The organism is Bacillus sp. JJ1474 (assembly GCF_036965225.1).
In the GTDB taxonomy this organism is placed as follows: domain Bacteria; phylum Bacillota; class Bacilli; order Bacillales; family Cytobacillaceae; genus Cytobacillus.
Window position 1 is genome coordinate 1 of record NZ_JBALPC010000168.1, and the last position, 15,595, is coordinate 15,595.

Annotated in this window: 13 protein-coding genes; 10 read left to right on the forward strand and 3 right to left on the reverse strand. The window is 38.2% G+C overall.

Features of this window, described 5'->3' with window-relative positions; all coding sequences use genetic code 11:
• Window positions 1–462: 462 nt before the first annotated feature.
• The 6 genes from V7164_RS18820 to V7164_RS18845 all read left to right on the forward strand — a co-directional run bounded on the left by V7164_RS18820 (window position 463) and on the right by V7164_RS18845 (window position 7,307).
• Entirely contained in the window at window positions 463–1,392 is a 930-nt protein-coding gene (locus tag V7164_RS18820) for a hydroxymethylglutaryl-CoA lyase (RefSeq protein ID WP_335346042.1), read from the forward strand.
• A gap of 195 nt (window positions 1,393–1,587) precedes the next feature.
• Window positions 1,588–2,604, forward strand: a complete 1,017-nt coding sequence (locus tag V7164_RS18825) for an ABC transporter substrate-binding protein (protein WP_335346041.1) — start codon at window positions 1,588–1,590, stop codon at window positions 2,602–2,604.
• Window positions 2,605–2,621: 17 nt separating this feature from the next.
• On the forward strand, window positions 2,622–3,398 hold the full coding sequence (locus tag V7164_RS18830; RefSeq protein ID WP_335346040.1) for an ABC transporter ATP-binding protein: 777 nt from the start codon (window positions 2,622–2,624) through the stop codon (window positions 3,396–3,398).
• Entirely contained in the window at window positions 3,395–4,246 is an 852-nt protein-coding gene (locus tag V7164_RS18835) for an ABC transporter permease (protein WP_335346039.1), read from the forward strand. The genes V7164_RS18830 and V7164_RS18835 overlap by 4 nt, the downstream gene beginning before the upstream one ends.
• 178 nt (window positions 4,247–4,424) lie before the next feature.
• The gene (locus V7164_RS18840) at window positions 4,425–5,765 is read left to right on the forward strand and encodes a sigma-54 interaction domain-containing protein (RefSeq protein ID WP_335346038.1); all 1,341 of its coding nucleotides are present in this window, start codon (window positions 4,425–4,427) and stop codon (window positions 5,763–5,765) included.
• 318 nt (window positions 5,766–6,083) lie between these two features.
• Entirely contained in the window at window positions 6,084–7,307 is a 1,224-nt protein-coding gene (locus V7164_RS18845; RefSeq protein ID WP_335354892.1) for a CaiB/BaiF CoA transferase family protein, read from the forward strand.
• A gap of 130 nt (window positions 7,308–7,437) precedes the next feature.
• Here the strand turns inward: V7164_RS18845 and V7164_RS18850 are convergent, their stop codons facing one another.
• Together V7164_RS18850 and V7164_RS18855 are read right to left on the reverse strand one after the other, a co-directional pair.
• The gene (locus V7164_RS18850; protein ID WP_335354893.1) at window positions 7,438–8,634 is read right to left on the reverse strand and encodes a M14 family zinc carboxypeptidase; all 1,197 of its coding nucleotides are present in this window, start codon (window positions 8,632–8,634) and stop codon (window positions 7,438–7,440) included.
• 377 nt (window positions 8,635–9,011) lie between these two features.
• On the reverse strand, window positions 9,012–9,536 hold the full coding sequence (locus V7164_RS18855; protein WP_335346035.1) for a DinB family protein: 525 nt from the start codon (window positions 9,534–9,536) through the stop codon (window positions 9,012–9,014).
• Between the two features lie 185 nt (window positions 9,537–9,721).
• On the opposite strand from V7164_RS18855, the gene V7164_RS18860 reads away from it, so the two are divergent.
• The gene (locus V7164_RS18860) at window positions 9,722–10,969 is read left to right on the forward strand and encodes a pyridoxal-phosphate-dependent aminotransferase family protein (RefSeq protein ID WP_335354894.1); all 1,248 of its coding nucleotides are present in this window, start codon (window positions 9,722–9,724) and stop codon (window positions 10,967–10,969) included.
• Between the two features lie 207 nt (window positions 10,970–11,176).
• Here V7164_RS18860 and V7164_RS18865 read toward each other — a convergent pair whose 3' ends face one another.
• Complete coding sequence (locus V7164_RS18865) at window positions 11,177–11,635, reverse strand: DUF2269 family protein (protein ID WP_335354895.1); 459 nt, start codon at window positions 11,633–11,635, stop codon at window positions 11,177–11,179.
• 354 nt (window positions 11,636–11,989) lie between these two features.
• Here V7164_RS18865 and V7164_RS18870 point away from each other — a divergent pair, with 354 nt between their 5' ends.
• The 3 genes from V7164_RS18870 to V7164_RS18880 all read left to right on the forward strand — a co-directional run.
• Window positions 11,990–12,676 (forward strand): response regulator transcription factor, encoded by a 687-nt coding sequence (locus tag V7164_RS18870; RefSeq protein WP_335354896.1) that lies wholly within the window; start codon window positions 11,990–11,992, stop codon window positions 12,674–12,676.
• Window positions 12,651–14,726, forward strand: coding sequence for a HAMP domain-containing sensor histidine kinase (locus V7164_RS18875; RefSeq protein ID WP_335354897.1), 2,076 nt, complete (start codon window positions 12,651–12,653; stop codon window positions 14,724–14,726). The genes V7164_RS18870 and V7164_RS18875 overlap by 26 nt, the downstream gene beginning before the upstream one ends.
• Window positions 14,727–15,191: 465 nt before the next feature.
• Window positions 15,192–15,595 (forward strand): hypothetical protein (locus V7164_RS18880; RefSeq protein WP_335354898.1); only part of this gene is annotated, 404 nt, incomplete at its 3' end.

The window sequence follows — 15,595 nt, forward strand, 5'->3', positions numbered from 1 at the left end:
AATTAAAATAATTCTAATACAACACTAATTATTATATAGAATTTACTTTTTGTCAACAATTATACTTAACTTTTTTTAAATACGTTGCGATACATACGGAAGTCATTGGAATGAGGGGTCCAGTCTTATCTTGTAATGAAGGGATTTACTTTGATTTTGCATCGGAATTTATTTTTTCAATTACTATTGTTAGTTATCAATTAACCAATGTTTTCGGAAATTAGATGACTACACAAAAAGAACGACTCAGGAGTTTTACATGTCTTTCATATGTTGCAATTTGGTTGCACAAGACATTTTGAATGTGTATTTGCAACGCAATCGTATATTTTATTTGAAAAAAAGAGTCATGCTAAGGTGAAAAAAGGGGCTAATTAGGCACTGTTTTGAATTGGCACGGATATTGCAATGTACATGTTTAGGATTGGGTTCAATTTTATTTTAGAAGGAAGGTGCAAATTCATGAGAAAGCAAATTACGATGACAGAAGTGGTGACGAGGGATGGTTTTCAAATTGAACCTGGATTTATTGAAACGGAATATAAAATTTCACTGATTAGGCGATTAATGGAGGCTGGTGTAAAGCGATTTGAAGTAACTTCATTTGTTCATCCTAAATATGTGCCTCAGATGAGTGATGCGGAAGATGTTATGCAAGGATTGTCTGATCGGCCTAGTGATGTTGTATTTTGTACACTGGCGCTAAATGAGAAAGGGGTAGATAGAGCGATTGCTGCAGGCACTGATGAGATCAATTTTACTTTTTCGGTTAGTGAAACACACAATCGTAAGAATAGTCGCCGGTCTGTATCTGAAAGCTTGGAAAATATCCGGTTTTTAATTAGGAGAGCAGAAGAAGAGAGGATACCTATTAATGTAGGGATTGCTACTAGTTTCGGCTGCCCATTCGAAGGGTTCTATAAGCCGGAGCGAGTGCTCCCTCTCATTGAACGGTTAACAGATTGGGGAATAAATTCAATTATGTTAGCGGATACAACAGGAATGGCTCACCCTTTGCAAGTAAGAGAAACTTGTCAAAAGGTCCTTGAACAATTCCCTGATGTAACCCTTCAACTGCATCTTCATGATACAAGAGGAATGGGAGCGGCTAATGTAATGGCAGGCTTAGAGGCGGGAGTCACACGTTTTGATAGTTCCCTTGCTGGCATCGGTGGTTGTCCGTTTGCCCCAGGAGCTTCGGGAAATATTTGTACGGAAGATATTGTGCATATGCTTGATTTGATGGGTTATGAAACAGAAATGAACATTGATCAATTAATTACTATAGCTAAGGAGCTGGAAGGAAAGCTAGGAAAAACTCTTCCAGGCCAGATCATGAAGGCGGGGAAAAGCTCGGATCTTCATTCAAAAGAATGGCAGCCTGCAAGATAAATAAGTGCAAGTGTCGGTAAATCCTTTTGTTGATAGTTAAAAATCACTATATTGTTTTTCGATGTCTTTTAAAGAAGGTTCTGAAAATAAAATACAGAATATTTAAACTTATTTAATTATTATAATAGCATTCTTGGCGTCTAGACATGTAAGTTTATCTAAAACTATGCTCTAAAAATTGGAGGGGTTAGGTTTATGAAGAGATTCCTTTTTTCATTAGTTTTATTAGTGTCTATCATACTTGCAACAGCATGTAGTAGTGGGGAGACGAAAACATCCTCAGGGGAAAAAGCAAAGGAAAAAGTGATTATTGCTGAGGGGAATACTGGATTTATGCTTACACCCATTTATGTTGCTAAGGAACAAGGCTTCTTTGATGAAGAGGGCCTAGAAGTTGAGGAGGTTTCAGTGAGCGGAGGGTCAAAGGCGCTGTCGGCTGTTATTGGTGGTGGGGCACATATCGGAACTGTTGCCCTAGTCGATATCATGAAAGCGATTGATAGCGGTCAAAATGTGAAAGTATTCGGGGCGTTGTTTAATCAGGTGGGAACAAATATTGTGATGAATAATGATATTGCCACTGAAAATGGCATTAGTGAAACTTCATCGATGGCAGATAAAATTAAGGCGTTAAAAGGACTGAAAATTGGAATTAGCTCACCAGGAAGCGGTTCTGATCATATTATCCGAATGCTATTAGAGTCAGAGGGAATCAATCCGGATCGGGATTCTGAATTAATACCTCTCGGACAAGGGGATGCTCAGCTTGCAGCTTTCCAAAAAAATGAAATTGATGCGTTTGTCTATGCTTCCCCGACAACTGATATGGCAACCACTCTCAATGGGATGATTCTTTTCAATTTCAGTAAGGGAGAGGTTGAAGAATACGCTGGAATGGCTTATTTAACCCTTGTGGCAAAAGAAGATGATCTGAAAAAGAATAAAGAGGTCTACCAAAAAGTAGCCAATGCGATGGCGAAAGCCGGTAAATTTATTGAAACAGAAAAAGAAGCAACAAAAGAAATATTGAAAAAGCATATACAAGGGATCGACCCCGAAGTGTTTGATATTGCATTTGAGAACAATTATCCTGCCTTTGCTAAATCACCTGTCATAACAACAGATAGTTTTAATAAAAATATTAAGTTCGGTGGAATTGATCTTCCTTTTGATAAAGTGGTAGACAATGAGTTTGCAGAAAAAGCGAAATAAGTTCAAGGAGGTACAAAATGATAGAGTTTACGAATGTTTCGAAGTACTTTGAACGGGATGGAAAACGCGTTCTTGCTGCAAAGGATATTAATCTTGAAATCAATCAAGGGGAGTTCTTAACTGTTATTGGTCCCAGTGGATGTGGAAAATCAACAGTTCTTAATATGTGTGCAGGATTAATGAAACCAAGCTTTGGTGAAGTAAAGTATAAAAAACAACTTGTAAATGGGATTAATACAAGTGTGGGCTATATGACGCAGAAGGATAATCTTTTACCTTGGCGAACAGTTAGAGGGAATATTGAAATTGGGCTTGAAATCAGGGGAATTGGCAAAAAGGATCGTGAAAGGGAAAGTGCAGCATTCATTGAGATGGTCGGATTGAAAGGATTTGAAAACCATTATCCGCAGGAATTATCAGGTGGAATGAGACGGCGTGTTAGTTTGGCTAAAATGCTCGTCTATAATCCGGAAACCCTTTTACTAGATGAACCTTTTGGCGCATTAGATGCCCAGCTTCGATTAATTCTCCAAGATAAGCTGCTCAACATTTGGCAGGAAACAGGTAAAACCATCATATTTGTTACTCATGATTTAGATGAAGCTGTTTTGTTAGGAGAGCGTGTTGCTGTATTCAGCAAGCGTCCAGGGACAATAAAAAAAGTGGAGGAAGTGAATCTCCCGAAGAAGCGCGATGTATTTAACCTGCGTATGACTGACGAATTTAGGAAAGTGCATGCGAATCTATGGCAATCCTTAAGAGAAGAGTTTGTGGAGGAGGTAAATGCAGTATGACCTCTCAAACAAATGCAACAACTAGTAAGGAGAACGTGCAAGTTTTATTTAACGCCGAGGAGCCCATTCGTACATCCTCCATTTTTAGTAAAAAGCTAAAGATACAGGGCATTCGAGTAGCTTTTCTCCTATGTTTCTTAACTCTTTGGGAGTCAGCTGCAGGGCGCCTAATTGATAAATTCTGGATCAGCTCCCCAAGTGATATTGTGAATACTTTACACAAGTGGGCAACTTCAGGTGATTTATTCTTCCATCTTGGGATCACGCTGCAAGAAACATTTATTGGATTTTTCATAGGGGCTTTAGCAGGCTGTGTCGTAGGATTTGTTTTGGGACGGTGGTCTTTTGCAGCGCAAGTCATGGATCCTTTTATTACCGCCATTTATAGTTTGCCAAAGGTAGCCCTAGCACCCTTATTTATATTGTGGTTTGGGATCGGAATAGAAATGAAAATTCTCTTCGCAGCAATGATTGTTTTCTTTCTTGTATTTTTTAATACATTTGCCGGTGTCAAGGATGTAGATGAAGACCTATTGGATAATATTCGCTTAATGGGAGCTTCTGAAAAGCAGATTGTAACAAAGGTGATCATTCCTTCTGCTCTTACTTGGGTTTTCGTTGGTTTAAAGTTATCTGTCCCATATGCATTAATTGGTGCGGTCGTTGGAGAAATCACAGCTTCCAATAAAGGGATTGGATTTTTAATTCAATATTCTGCTGGAAATTTTGATACAGCAGGCACATTTGCAGCTCTTGTCATACTAATGATTGTTTCGATAAGTTTAAATGGAGTACTTATGCTCCTAGAGTCGCGATTGCTTCGTTGGAAAAAAACAAATTCAAGGTAACAAGATCATAATTTGTTAACCAAGGCTGTCACCATTTTATTGTGACGGCTTTTTTTCTGTTCAATAAAGGACGGACTCTTGTCTGTTTACTGCGAAGTAATCTATACTTGTCTTATATTATAAAATTCAAATAAATCAAATTATTTAAATATTAATAATCAAATTTCAGGAGGTTATAATGGATGAAAAACTAGAAAAACAAATTCAATTTTATCGGAAAATAGTTGAGTTGACCCATGCGGGTATATGCGGGATTGATAATGAAGGACGTATCATGATCTACAATCAGGCTGCAGCTGACTTCCTTGGTGTTCCAATTGATGAGGCTATTGGAAAAATGGTAACGGACGTTAACCCAAAGCAGCCAGGGATCACGCGTGTGCTGACCGAGCAAAGTGTTCAGCATGATCAACTGCGTAAAGTTGGACAAAGAACTGCGGTCATCAACCGATCCCCTATTTACTATGAAGGCAATCTGATAGGTGCGATTTCAAGTGTACAAGATATTACGGAATTACAGCAATACGAAGAAAAAATTCGCCGTCAAGTTAATAATCAAGGATTAAAAGCGAAATGGACACTTGAAAACATTGTTGCTAAATCAAAAGTCATGCAAAGACTTATTGAGCTTGCCAAAAAGTATGCTGCAGTTGATTCAACTTTGCTTTTACAAGGAGAATCGGGGACAGGTAAAGAGATGCTTGCTCAAGGAATTCATATGGTAAGCAGCCGGAAGCAAGGCCCATTTGTCGCTTTGAATTGTGCTGCTTTACCTGAAACTCTACTGGAAAGTGAATTATTTGGATATGAAGATGGGGCATTCACAGGCGCCAGAAAAGGTGGGAAGCCCGGACTTTTTGAGCTTGCTCACCGCGGAACGATATTTTTAGACGAAATAGGGGAATTGCCAATTCTTCTCCAAGCCAGATTGCTTCGTGTTTTACAAGAACGAGAAGTCATGCGTGTAGGCGGCAATAAGGTGATCCCGGTAGACGTAAGAATTATTGCAGCAACCAACCGTGATTTAGTTCAACAAATGCACGAGGGATTGTTTAGAGAGGATCTTTATTTTCGACTAGCTGTATTAGTCTTAAGAATTCCGCCCTTACGGAAAAGGGGAGAAGATATACCTTATCTGATTGAAGCATTTTTACGAGAGTGGAAGAAAACAAATCATTACAGTTTTACTGATGAAGAAATTTATAAGCTGCAAAACTATTCATGGCCCGGAAATGTTCGAGAGCTCCGCAATCTTATGGAAAGGGCGTTTGTGTTATTAGAAGCAGGTGAACCACTTGATATTTTCAGTCCAGATGTATGGATTTCTACTGAACAAAGACAAGCCAATAAGGCAGATAGCGATGTGCCAGTGATGGCGAAGAAAGAAGAGAATGAGGAGGATAGGATTACTCGAATACTGGAAGAGGAGAAAGGGAATATCGGACAGGCTGCTAGTCGATTAGGTATGCATCGTTCAACCCTATGGAGAAAAATGAAAAAGATTCAATCCAATAAATAACTCTCGATTTTATGAGCTGACTTTGTCAATGGATCAACTGTATATAAAAATTTCACTCTCCTACTATTTGTAGGAGTTTTTTGTTGCGTAAAAGTTGCTTAATGTTGCATGCAACAAAGGGCAGGTAGATTCTTAGTTGCAAAGAGAAACGATTACAGATTAACGTACAGTAAAACCCTTGCTAGTTAATGATTTACAGGATTTGAAGTATGTATTTTTATTGGCACGGAATTTGCATCATTTAAAAATAATAAATGAAAACAAAGTAGAAAAAGTTGTGTAACTGCTTTGTTATTAATAAAGTAGGAGGGAATTATTTTGAAAAAGCCATTGGAAGGAATCCGAGTCATCGAACTAGGTGCATTTGTAGCTGGGCCTTTCGCTTCAAGGCTTCTTGGAGAGTTTGGGGCTGAAATTATTAAAGTGGAATCTCTTGAAGGGGACCAACTCCGGCAATGGGGGCTCCATGCGCCAGGTCAAGACTCTTATTGGAGTATGGTACAAACGCGGAATAAACGATCAATCTCCGTTAATTTACGTTCGATAGAAGGTCAAGATATTGTTAGAGAGTTAATTTCGGAAGCAGATGTTGTCCTTGAAAACTTCAAACCAGGAACACTTGCGAAATGGCGTTTATCCCATGAAGATATGAAAGCTATTAATCCGAAACTGATCATTACGAGTATATCAGGTTTTGGTCAAACAGGTCCTTATCGGGATTTGCCTGGATTTGGAAATATCGCAGAATCTATGGGAGGGATTCGTTATGTAACAGGCTACCCTGACCGACCGCCAGTAAGGGTAGGTCTTCCGATTGGTGATACGGTAGCGGCTCTTTATGCGGTTATTGGAACTCTTTTTTCCTTGTATTATCGAGATGCGCAAAATGGGGAGAAAGGTCAGGTTGTGGATGTAGCACTCTATGAATCTGTTTTTAGTTTCTTAGAAGGGATGGTTCCTGAGTATGTTCATATGAACAAAATACGGGAAAGAACAGGAAATCAACATGTCTCAACAGCCCCTTCAAATGTGTATCCAACAAAGGACGGTAAATGGGTGGCCATTGGTGCGAATAGTGATTCGTTATTTAACCGTTTGACAAGAGTGATGGGGCGCGTTGATTTGGAGCAGGATCCACTTCTTCAGGACAATAAAGGACGTGTGAAAGAAGCTGATCGTTTAGATGAAGAAATTTCATTATGGACACAACAATTTAATTTGTCAGATGTGATGGAGCAATTAAATGCTGGTTCAATCCCAGCAGGTCCTATTTACAATATAGAGGATATTTTGGCCGATCCCCATTATCAAGAAAGAGACATGTTCCTTACTGTGCCTGATGAACGAATAGGGGATATTGTCATGCCGGGCATTGTTCCGAAACTTAGTGAAACTCCAGGTGAGGTTCATTGGGCGGGTCCTAATTGCGGGGCACATACTGAAGAGATTCTTAGTGACTTGGGCTATACGGAGGAGCAAATTGAATCATGGGTAGAAAAAGGGATCATTAAGACAGCAGCCACGGTTGAAAAAACTCTTTGATTTTTTGTGCAAGATATAAAAAACTTATTGCAAAAAAAGCTAAAGCTGTCCGGAAAGTCATTTTTCATGACTTACTGGACAGCTTTTTTCATCTTTTTTTCTAAAATTGTAGCAAATGAGCAATTATTTTTTACAATCCGCCAGGAGTTCTTACACTTATCGGAATGCTTTCATAATCTTCTGGATTTAATTGATGGACAGATCCATCTGCCACACCGTTAATAATACCCATAAGACCAGTTTCGACCGTTTTAACGAGCTGGCCTTTCTTCTTTTGTCCGAAGTTTTGTGTTTGTCCGCTTACTTCAAATAGGACTGTTCCACTTCCATTTAATGCAAATGAACCTAGAGCAGTACCAGGTAGGTCGATTTTTTGATCATACAATGAAATATTGGTAAAGACTGAATTTCCTTTTGCTTGTAAGGCATAATAGACTGCTAAATTCAATTGGCGTGAGAAGTCATAATTGAAGTTATCCGCGTATGCAGCATATTTTTCTCCGCCAGGACTGTTTGGATTCGTAACGAACTTGCCTGAAATGGACATCGTTACACGATCATCCGTCCCCTCTACATAAGGGAATCCTTGGTGATGGAGATCAACGAATACATCCACATTTCCAAACTGCGCCTTCAAGTCTTTGTATACGTCTCTTACCGTTTGTGCTTCAGGAGTAATATACCAGCCGTATTTATTAGATGCACCCGGAAAATCCTCTGCCTTTGGAACATAGTTCAGATCTGGGTGGAAATCACGGTTTACGTCAAAGCCAGGGTTCTTATCATAATTCCAGCTTCCTGGAGTGGAATAATAGTTCCACGCTGGCTTCACATTTGCAAGATGAGGAAATTTAGCAACGACCTCTGACCAATCCATATCATTCGCACGGCGGCTCAGCTCAGAACCATCCGCGTTCATCATCGGAATGACTACAATGGTAAGCTCATCTAAGATTTTCTTCGCTTCTTTAGAATTGCTGGATCCCAGGTTTTGCAGAATGTTTAGGAGCGCAACTGTTCCCGTTTTCTCATTTCCATGAATTTCACTTTGGATCAGCACAACCTTATCGCCATGACCAACCGACACCTTGTAAATTCCACGTCCCTGGTTCGTGTACCCAGCTGTTTCAACACTTACTTTTCCTTGGCTCGATTTTTGAATCTGCTCTAGCTTCTTCCCGAGCTCCTCATAGCTGATGAAGCCTTCAATCGATAGATTTTCCCCCTGCTGCGGACTTGGCCCTGGATCTGCTGACCCCACTGTCGGCACGGCAAATAAAGATGCAGCCAAAGCCGTTGAACTTAACACCTTCCAAACCTTTTTCATTCTTAATCCCTCCTCTTTTTATGTGAATATAAGGAGGTAATTCCACGATTTCCCCTTGATTCCTCTATCTTTTTAGAAAATGAATAGATCAGACTAAGAAACTGAAAAAGGAGATGGGGAATAATATTCATATTTTTCAGATTAATTAAAAATATCACTTCTTATGAACTATTTTGGCAGGTCATTCTTTTGGAATACAGAGCTTTGAAGACCGAGGAAGCGATAGCGGCCTCCATCGAACGAACTCTTTGATTTTTTTAGGTGCCAGAATACCATTCAGAGCAGTAGTCTCATGTTGGTATCTGGCATTTTTTTATACGAAGGTCATTAAGATCTCTAGGTTTTATTTAGGATCATTCTATTTTCTAACGTTATTATTACTTTTTTAATATACTCAAATATTCCTTCCAAGGACCAACGTCTTCCCGATATCTTTTGGCCATAACCCGGATTATTTGAGAAATATGTGTTAAATCATGAACAACCCATGTAGAAAGTAATTCCCCTAGTTTTACTGCACCAAATTCGGGGTGTGAACCAGTCAATTCAAGATGTAATTCAGGTTTAATTAGAGACTTCAAGTTGTCTATATTTTGTGCTCTAACCATTTTAAACTCAAGCAGCCTTTGTTCAATCGATTCTTCAGTCCTTTTATTTATATGTGAATATCGGTCAAACGCGGGGAAGGGTTTATTTTCACCTTCCTGAAGAATGATTTCTAGCCTAGGAATCCAATTGTTTTTTTCACATTCAATGAGGTGTTCTATCACTTCAGAGACATTCCAGGTTCCCTCGCCTTCATTACATTTCAGCCATTCTTCAGATAAACCAGCTAAAAAAAACTCTAATGTTTGTGGAGTGCGCTCTAGAACTTCAATCGCTTCTTTCATATTAAAATTCATATAGTGCTCTCCTTTCATTCTTTAAAAATATGTATACCTTGTATGTAAGGGCTCTAATATAATTGGAACTGTTTTACTATTTAGTTTTTTGAATTGTCCGTTGATTCGAGCACTTTATCCTGTTAAAATTTATTTTATAATTATTCATATACTTTTAAATTTATTCATAATAGGAGATTACATCTATGACCAAATATAAAGATTTAAATGTCCCCCTCAGAACAATTATGACACCGGGGCCGGTAGAGGTTGATCCAAGAGTATTAAGGGCGATGGCTACCCCGATTTTAGGACAATTTGATCCTGCCTTTACGAATATCATGAATGAAACGATGGAAATGCTCCGAGAATTATTTCAAACAGATAATCACTGGGCATTTCCGGTTGATGGGACTTCGAGAGCAGGGATCGAAGCAGTCCTATGCAGTATCATTGAACCCGGAGATAAAGTTTTAGTTCCGATATACGGCCGTTTCGGCTATCTTTTAACTGAAATCTGCCAGCGCTATGGAGCAGAGGTGACGACAATGGAGGTTCCTTGGGGAGAAGTATTTGATCCGGAAGTTGTCATAAATAAGATTCATGAGGTTTCTCCAAAAATAGTGGCCATTGTTCATGGGGAAACATCAACTGCCTGCATGCAACCGCTAAAGGAAATTGGGGAAGCTTGCCGTAATGCAGATGTTTTGTTGGTTGTCGATGCTGTTGCCTCATTAGGAGGGGTCGACATCAAGGTGGATGACCTCATGCTTGATGCCGTTATTGGCGGTACGCAAAAATGCTTATCCGTTCCGGCTGGATTGGCTCCGATTACTTATAACAATCGAATTGAAGAAGTGATCAATAAAAGAAAAAGCATTGAATTGGGCCTGAAGAAATTCCAAAGCGAGCCATCTACTAATCGAATTACAAGCAATTATTTTGATTTAGCACAGCTCCAGGATTATTGGAGTCCGGTCCGCTTGAATCATCATACGGAAGCGACCAGTATGCAATATGCTTTAAGAGAAGGGCTTCGTATTATTCTTGAGGAAGGCCTTGAAAACCGCTTTGCCCGCCATAAGTTAAATGAAAGAGCATTAGTGGCAGGAATTAAAGCGATGGGCTTGGAGTTATTTGGTGATGAAAAGCATAAGCTCCCTGTTGTGACCGCTATTGAGATCCCTGAAGGAATTGACGGAGAAGAGGTACGTTCCATGATGCTAGAGGATTTTGAAGTGGAAATTGCCAGTTCCTTTGGACCGCTTCAAGGCAGGATTTGGAGGATTGGAACAATGGGATATAGCTCCCGCAAGAAAAATATTCTTCATGTTCTTTCGGCATTAGAAGCAACACTTATTCGGAAAGGCCATCATGTGAATAAAGGTGAAAGCTTACAGGCGGCATTGGACGAATATGATGAATACAAAAAGAAGAATGTTGAAACGAATTAATATAAATTTAATGATTGGAACTGGAGTATATATTCCAATTATTAATATCTAATAAAGGTGCTATTCTAAGCGCCTTTTTCATGTGCTTAAGGACATAGAAAAGGTGAAATCTCCAAAGTGTGTCCTTTACTCGCGAATTAATTGTATGTGAGTAAAATTTCTTTATTTGTAAATGAAAAAGACAAACCAATCGGTCTGTCTTTTTCATCAAAATGGTTTTACTGACATTAAAACAATCATAACGATCGCAATTATGCTAGCTAGTGATAACGCCGTATCTGATTTTTTATTTAACTCTGTGACCTCTTCCGGAATGTCATTGCCTTGAAAGCTCTCCAAAATCTCAGCTGCTTTTTTTGACTTTTTCCCCGCTATCCCAATGACTAAAATTTGAGCAACAATGTACAAAATAATCGAGGCAATATACCAGCCGGCTGTAAACAAATGAGTGTTCAGCACACCCATTACGAGCCCCGTAATGAATAAAGTGATACTCCCTATTTTCACCGGCTTTTCAAGTTTGCTTAATAAATCATTCGTCCACAGTAACTGTTCTTTTGTCTTAGGAAATCTTGAAATAATGGAAAAGATAAATGCTGGCCCCAGTCCAACCACTGCGGCAATCACATGAATTAATACTAATGCCTCATACCATGTCATATCCATCTCTCCTCCTTTTCTCCTGCTTTTTATTATATTCAATTACATGATTATTCGTAATCTTATAATTCCTAAGGAGAAGAATATTTTTAATAATCCTTGCCTCTAAATCGCTTCACCCGGAAGCTGGTAATGTAGAGGTCACCATCCGGACCAAACACCAAATCTTCAGGCAGTAGCTTAGTAAATGGAATCTCTTTTCTGTGGAGCGCAGAACCTATATTATTTTCATAGGATCTAATACTAAGAAAATCTTAAGATTTACATAAAGAGTTTGTTAAGATTTATTGGCTATCCTACCTTTAGAACAAAAAGTAAAGGGGAGATAGGCCATCGATTTTATAGGCAGGAGTGAATGCAATGAACATATTGGTTTGTGATGATGATCATGCGATTGTGGATGCGATTGGAATTTACTTAGAAAATGAAGGCTATCAAATATTCAAAGCCCATAACGGTATCGAGGCGATCGAAATCATCGATCATCAGGAGATTCATCTGATTATCATGGATATTATGATGCCTAAGATGGATGGAATAAAGGCGACCATGAAGATTAGAGAAAATAATAAAATTCCATTGATCATGCTTTCCGCTAAGTCAGAGGATTACGACAAAATATTAGGATTAAACATAGGAGCAGATGACTACATAACGAAGCCTTTTAATCCTTTAGAGCTCATCGCAAGAGTGAAATCACAGCTTAGAAGGTATACAACATTAGGCGGGCTGGAAACAAAGAAAAATGTCTTTAAAACGGGCGGACTCATGATTGATGATGAAAGCAAAACGATAACGGTCGATGGAGAGGCAGTCCACTTGACACCGGTGCAATATAAGATCCTAAAGCTTCTAACAGCAAACGCCGGGAGAGTATTCTCCATTGAGGAAATTTATGAAAAAGTATGGAATGAAACAGCCTTCAGTCCAGAAAATACGGTCAGCGTTCATATTAGAAAAATTAGAGAGAAAATTGAAATCAATCCGAAAGAGCCCAAATATTTAAAGGTGGTGTGGGGAGTTGGATATAAGGTTGAAAAAGTTTAGCCACTTAATGACAACAAAAATAATTGTTTTTATCTTAATGATTACATGTTTTACAGGTGCCATCCAAGCAACTGTAGATTTAGATGTCCATGATAATTTTGGACTCGTTTTTGAAGACAACTACTTTCGCAGTAAATCATTTGAAAGGGACAGTGAACCTCTCATTTACGATCTCACTAGACTGATCGGGGAATATAAGAGTGAGGAACATATTTTAAATGGTGGAACGATCAGTGAGAATGAATTAAAAAACGAAGAAGAAAACTTATTCCTCGACTACCATGAGAATTCGAGAAGTTTTAATCCAAATTTAAGTGAAGCGGAAAACTATGAAAAGTTTAAAGAAGAATATGCAGAGAAAATCTCTCAGGCAAAGGACAGGCTGATTAAGAATGATTTAATAGAATTTCATTTATTATTGCAAAATATAAAAGAGGTTAAAGGTCCTTTGTATTTTGCCAGTGATGGGGAAAACCTATATAAGAACAGTTCGCAGACGGAAAAGGGACAGTTTAAAACTTATCCAACTTACTTAATTTTAGAGAATTATTCAAGCGAGATCTACCCAAAAGAAATAGAAGAAAATGAATCCTTCTATTGGTTAAATAAAGAGGAATTTGGTCCGAAAGGTCAGGTTATTTATATCGCTTTTACGGACGAATTTTTAAATAACAAAATAAAAGAATGGAAAGAAAATAAGGCAAGTGCTACAAAAAGCTTTTATAGATTAGTAGGATTTTTAACAGGATTTATTCTTTTATTTCTATATTTGGTATATGTGGCTGGGAGAAAGTCATTTAAGGATCAAGAGGTACACTTACATGTAGTAGATAAATTATATGTTGATATAAACTTTTTCCTATTCTCAGGACTTACAGTGATATGGGTTGCCACAATGGAATCTGTGGGTTTTACAAACATGGACAAAGCAGTCATTCCGATCACGATTCCGATTTCTGCAGCAGGATTTATGCTAATTCTATCACTAGTTAGGCATATCAAAAATAGAACGTTCATCAAGCATACGTTAATTTATAAACTCTTCTCGATGCTGTTTAAGTTTGTAAGGGATGTATATGATAACGGAAATATTGCGGTAAAGACGGTTCTCATCGTCATTGGATACCCTATATTGATTGCTTTAACATTTTTCATGTTTCCTATCACTTTAGGCCTCGCAGCTTGGTTCTCCTTAAGAAGAATCAAGGCATTTAATGCAATTAAGATAGGAGTAGAAAGAATAAAAGATGGGGATATTCATCACAGCATCGATGTTGGCGGAAAGGGAGAGTTTAGTAAACTTGCTGCTAACATAAACAGCATTACGGATGGTTTGAAAAAAGCTGTAGATAGCGAATTAAAAAGTGAGCGGCTGAAAACAGAGCTAATCACCAATGTATCCCATGATATAAGAACACCATTAACTTCTATTATTACCTATGTAGATCTATTGAAAAAGGAAAAGGACCCAGCAAAGGTAGCAGAATATGTCGAAGTATTGGATCAAAAATCGAAAAGGTTAAAAACACTGACTGATGATTTATTTGAAGCAGCAAAGGCTTCTAGCGGAAATATCCCGGTTCAGTTGGAGCGAATCGATATTGGATCGTTAATCAATCAGGGCCTAGGGGAAGTGAGTGATAAAATTGAAGAGCTAGGGTTAGAATTTAGGTTCAATTACCCTAAGGAAAAGGTTTATATTCAAGCCGATGGAAAATTATTATGGAGATCCATTGAAAATGTATTATCCAATATATTCAAATATGCTCTCAGGGGATCAAGAGTCTATATTGATATAGAGGATGTAGGCAATGAAATCCTTCTCACCTTCAAGAACATTTCAGCCTATGAGCTAAATATTTCTGCAGACGAATTAATGGAGCGTTTTAAAAGAGGAGACGAATCCAGATCCAGCCAAGGCAGCGGATTAGGGCTATCCATTGCCGAAAGCCTGACCGAAATACAGAAAGGCAAATTTATGATTCAAGTGGATGGAGATTTATTTAAGACGATGATTTATATGCCTAAATATAAAAATAGCAATGAATGAATCTAGGAAAAAGATTGGGGATAGGATATCAAAGAGATGTCCTATTCTTTTTTTGTTAACTTTTCTTAATATATAGAAATAATTTTTTCGTTACTGTTTTATTTGTAAAGGGAGTTGTTAGGGTTTTGCAGGTAACTTGGAAAGAATAGGAACAGATGGAAACGCAGGCGGTATATCTAAAAATCACCATCCGAAAATTAAATTGAAAGGGTAAATTGGGAAATAAAAACATTTTATTTATTACAATATTCTACAAAATGGTAAGCGAATCGTTATTTTTCTTAATTCGTGTGACATATCATGGTAATCTCTCTAATTTATAGTATGAGTCAGGCAGTCATAGAGCTGCTAGAATCTGATTTTTTCTTATTGTGCTATAAAGTGGAGGTGTTGCTAATACATAAAATTTGTAGAGAAACATCTATCAGCAAGTAAGAGGATAAATAATAATAGGGAGATGAAAAGATGAGTAAAAAACAGATGAATTCAAAAAAAGAAGGTAGAAAATTAGCGAAAAAAGTGGCTCCTTTTGTGATGTCCACATCTATGGTGGCTACTGCATTCTTAGCTGCAGGAGCACCATCTTCCGCCGCAGAGATTGATAATAAAGGAGTTAATCCAGAAGTTGTGGATCAAGTAAAAAACCACGGCCAGAAAGTATCTAAATTAGCTACTAGTCTGCCAGGATCTCCTGAGAAAGGAAAATTGATCAGTGAATTAGCGAGAGATAAATCGTTTAAAACCGTTAATCTTGATACAAATGATGATAAAGATGAACCAAAACCGGATGAAGAAGATGGCGAAGAAGGAGCACAGGCTACTGACGAAGTAGCTAAACCTGCCGATGATGGACAAGCTGAAGAAGGCAC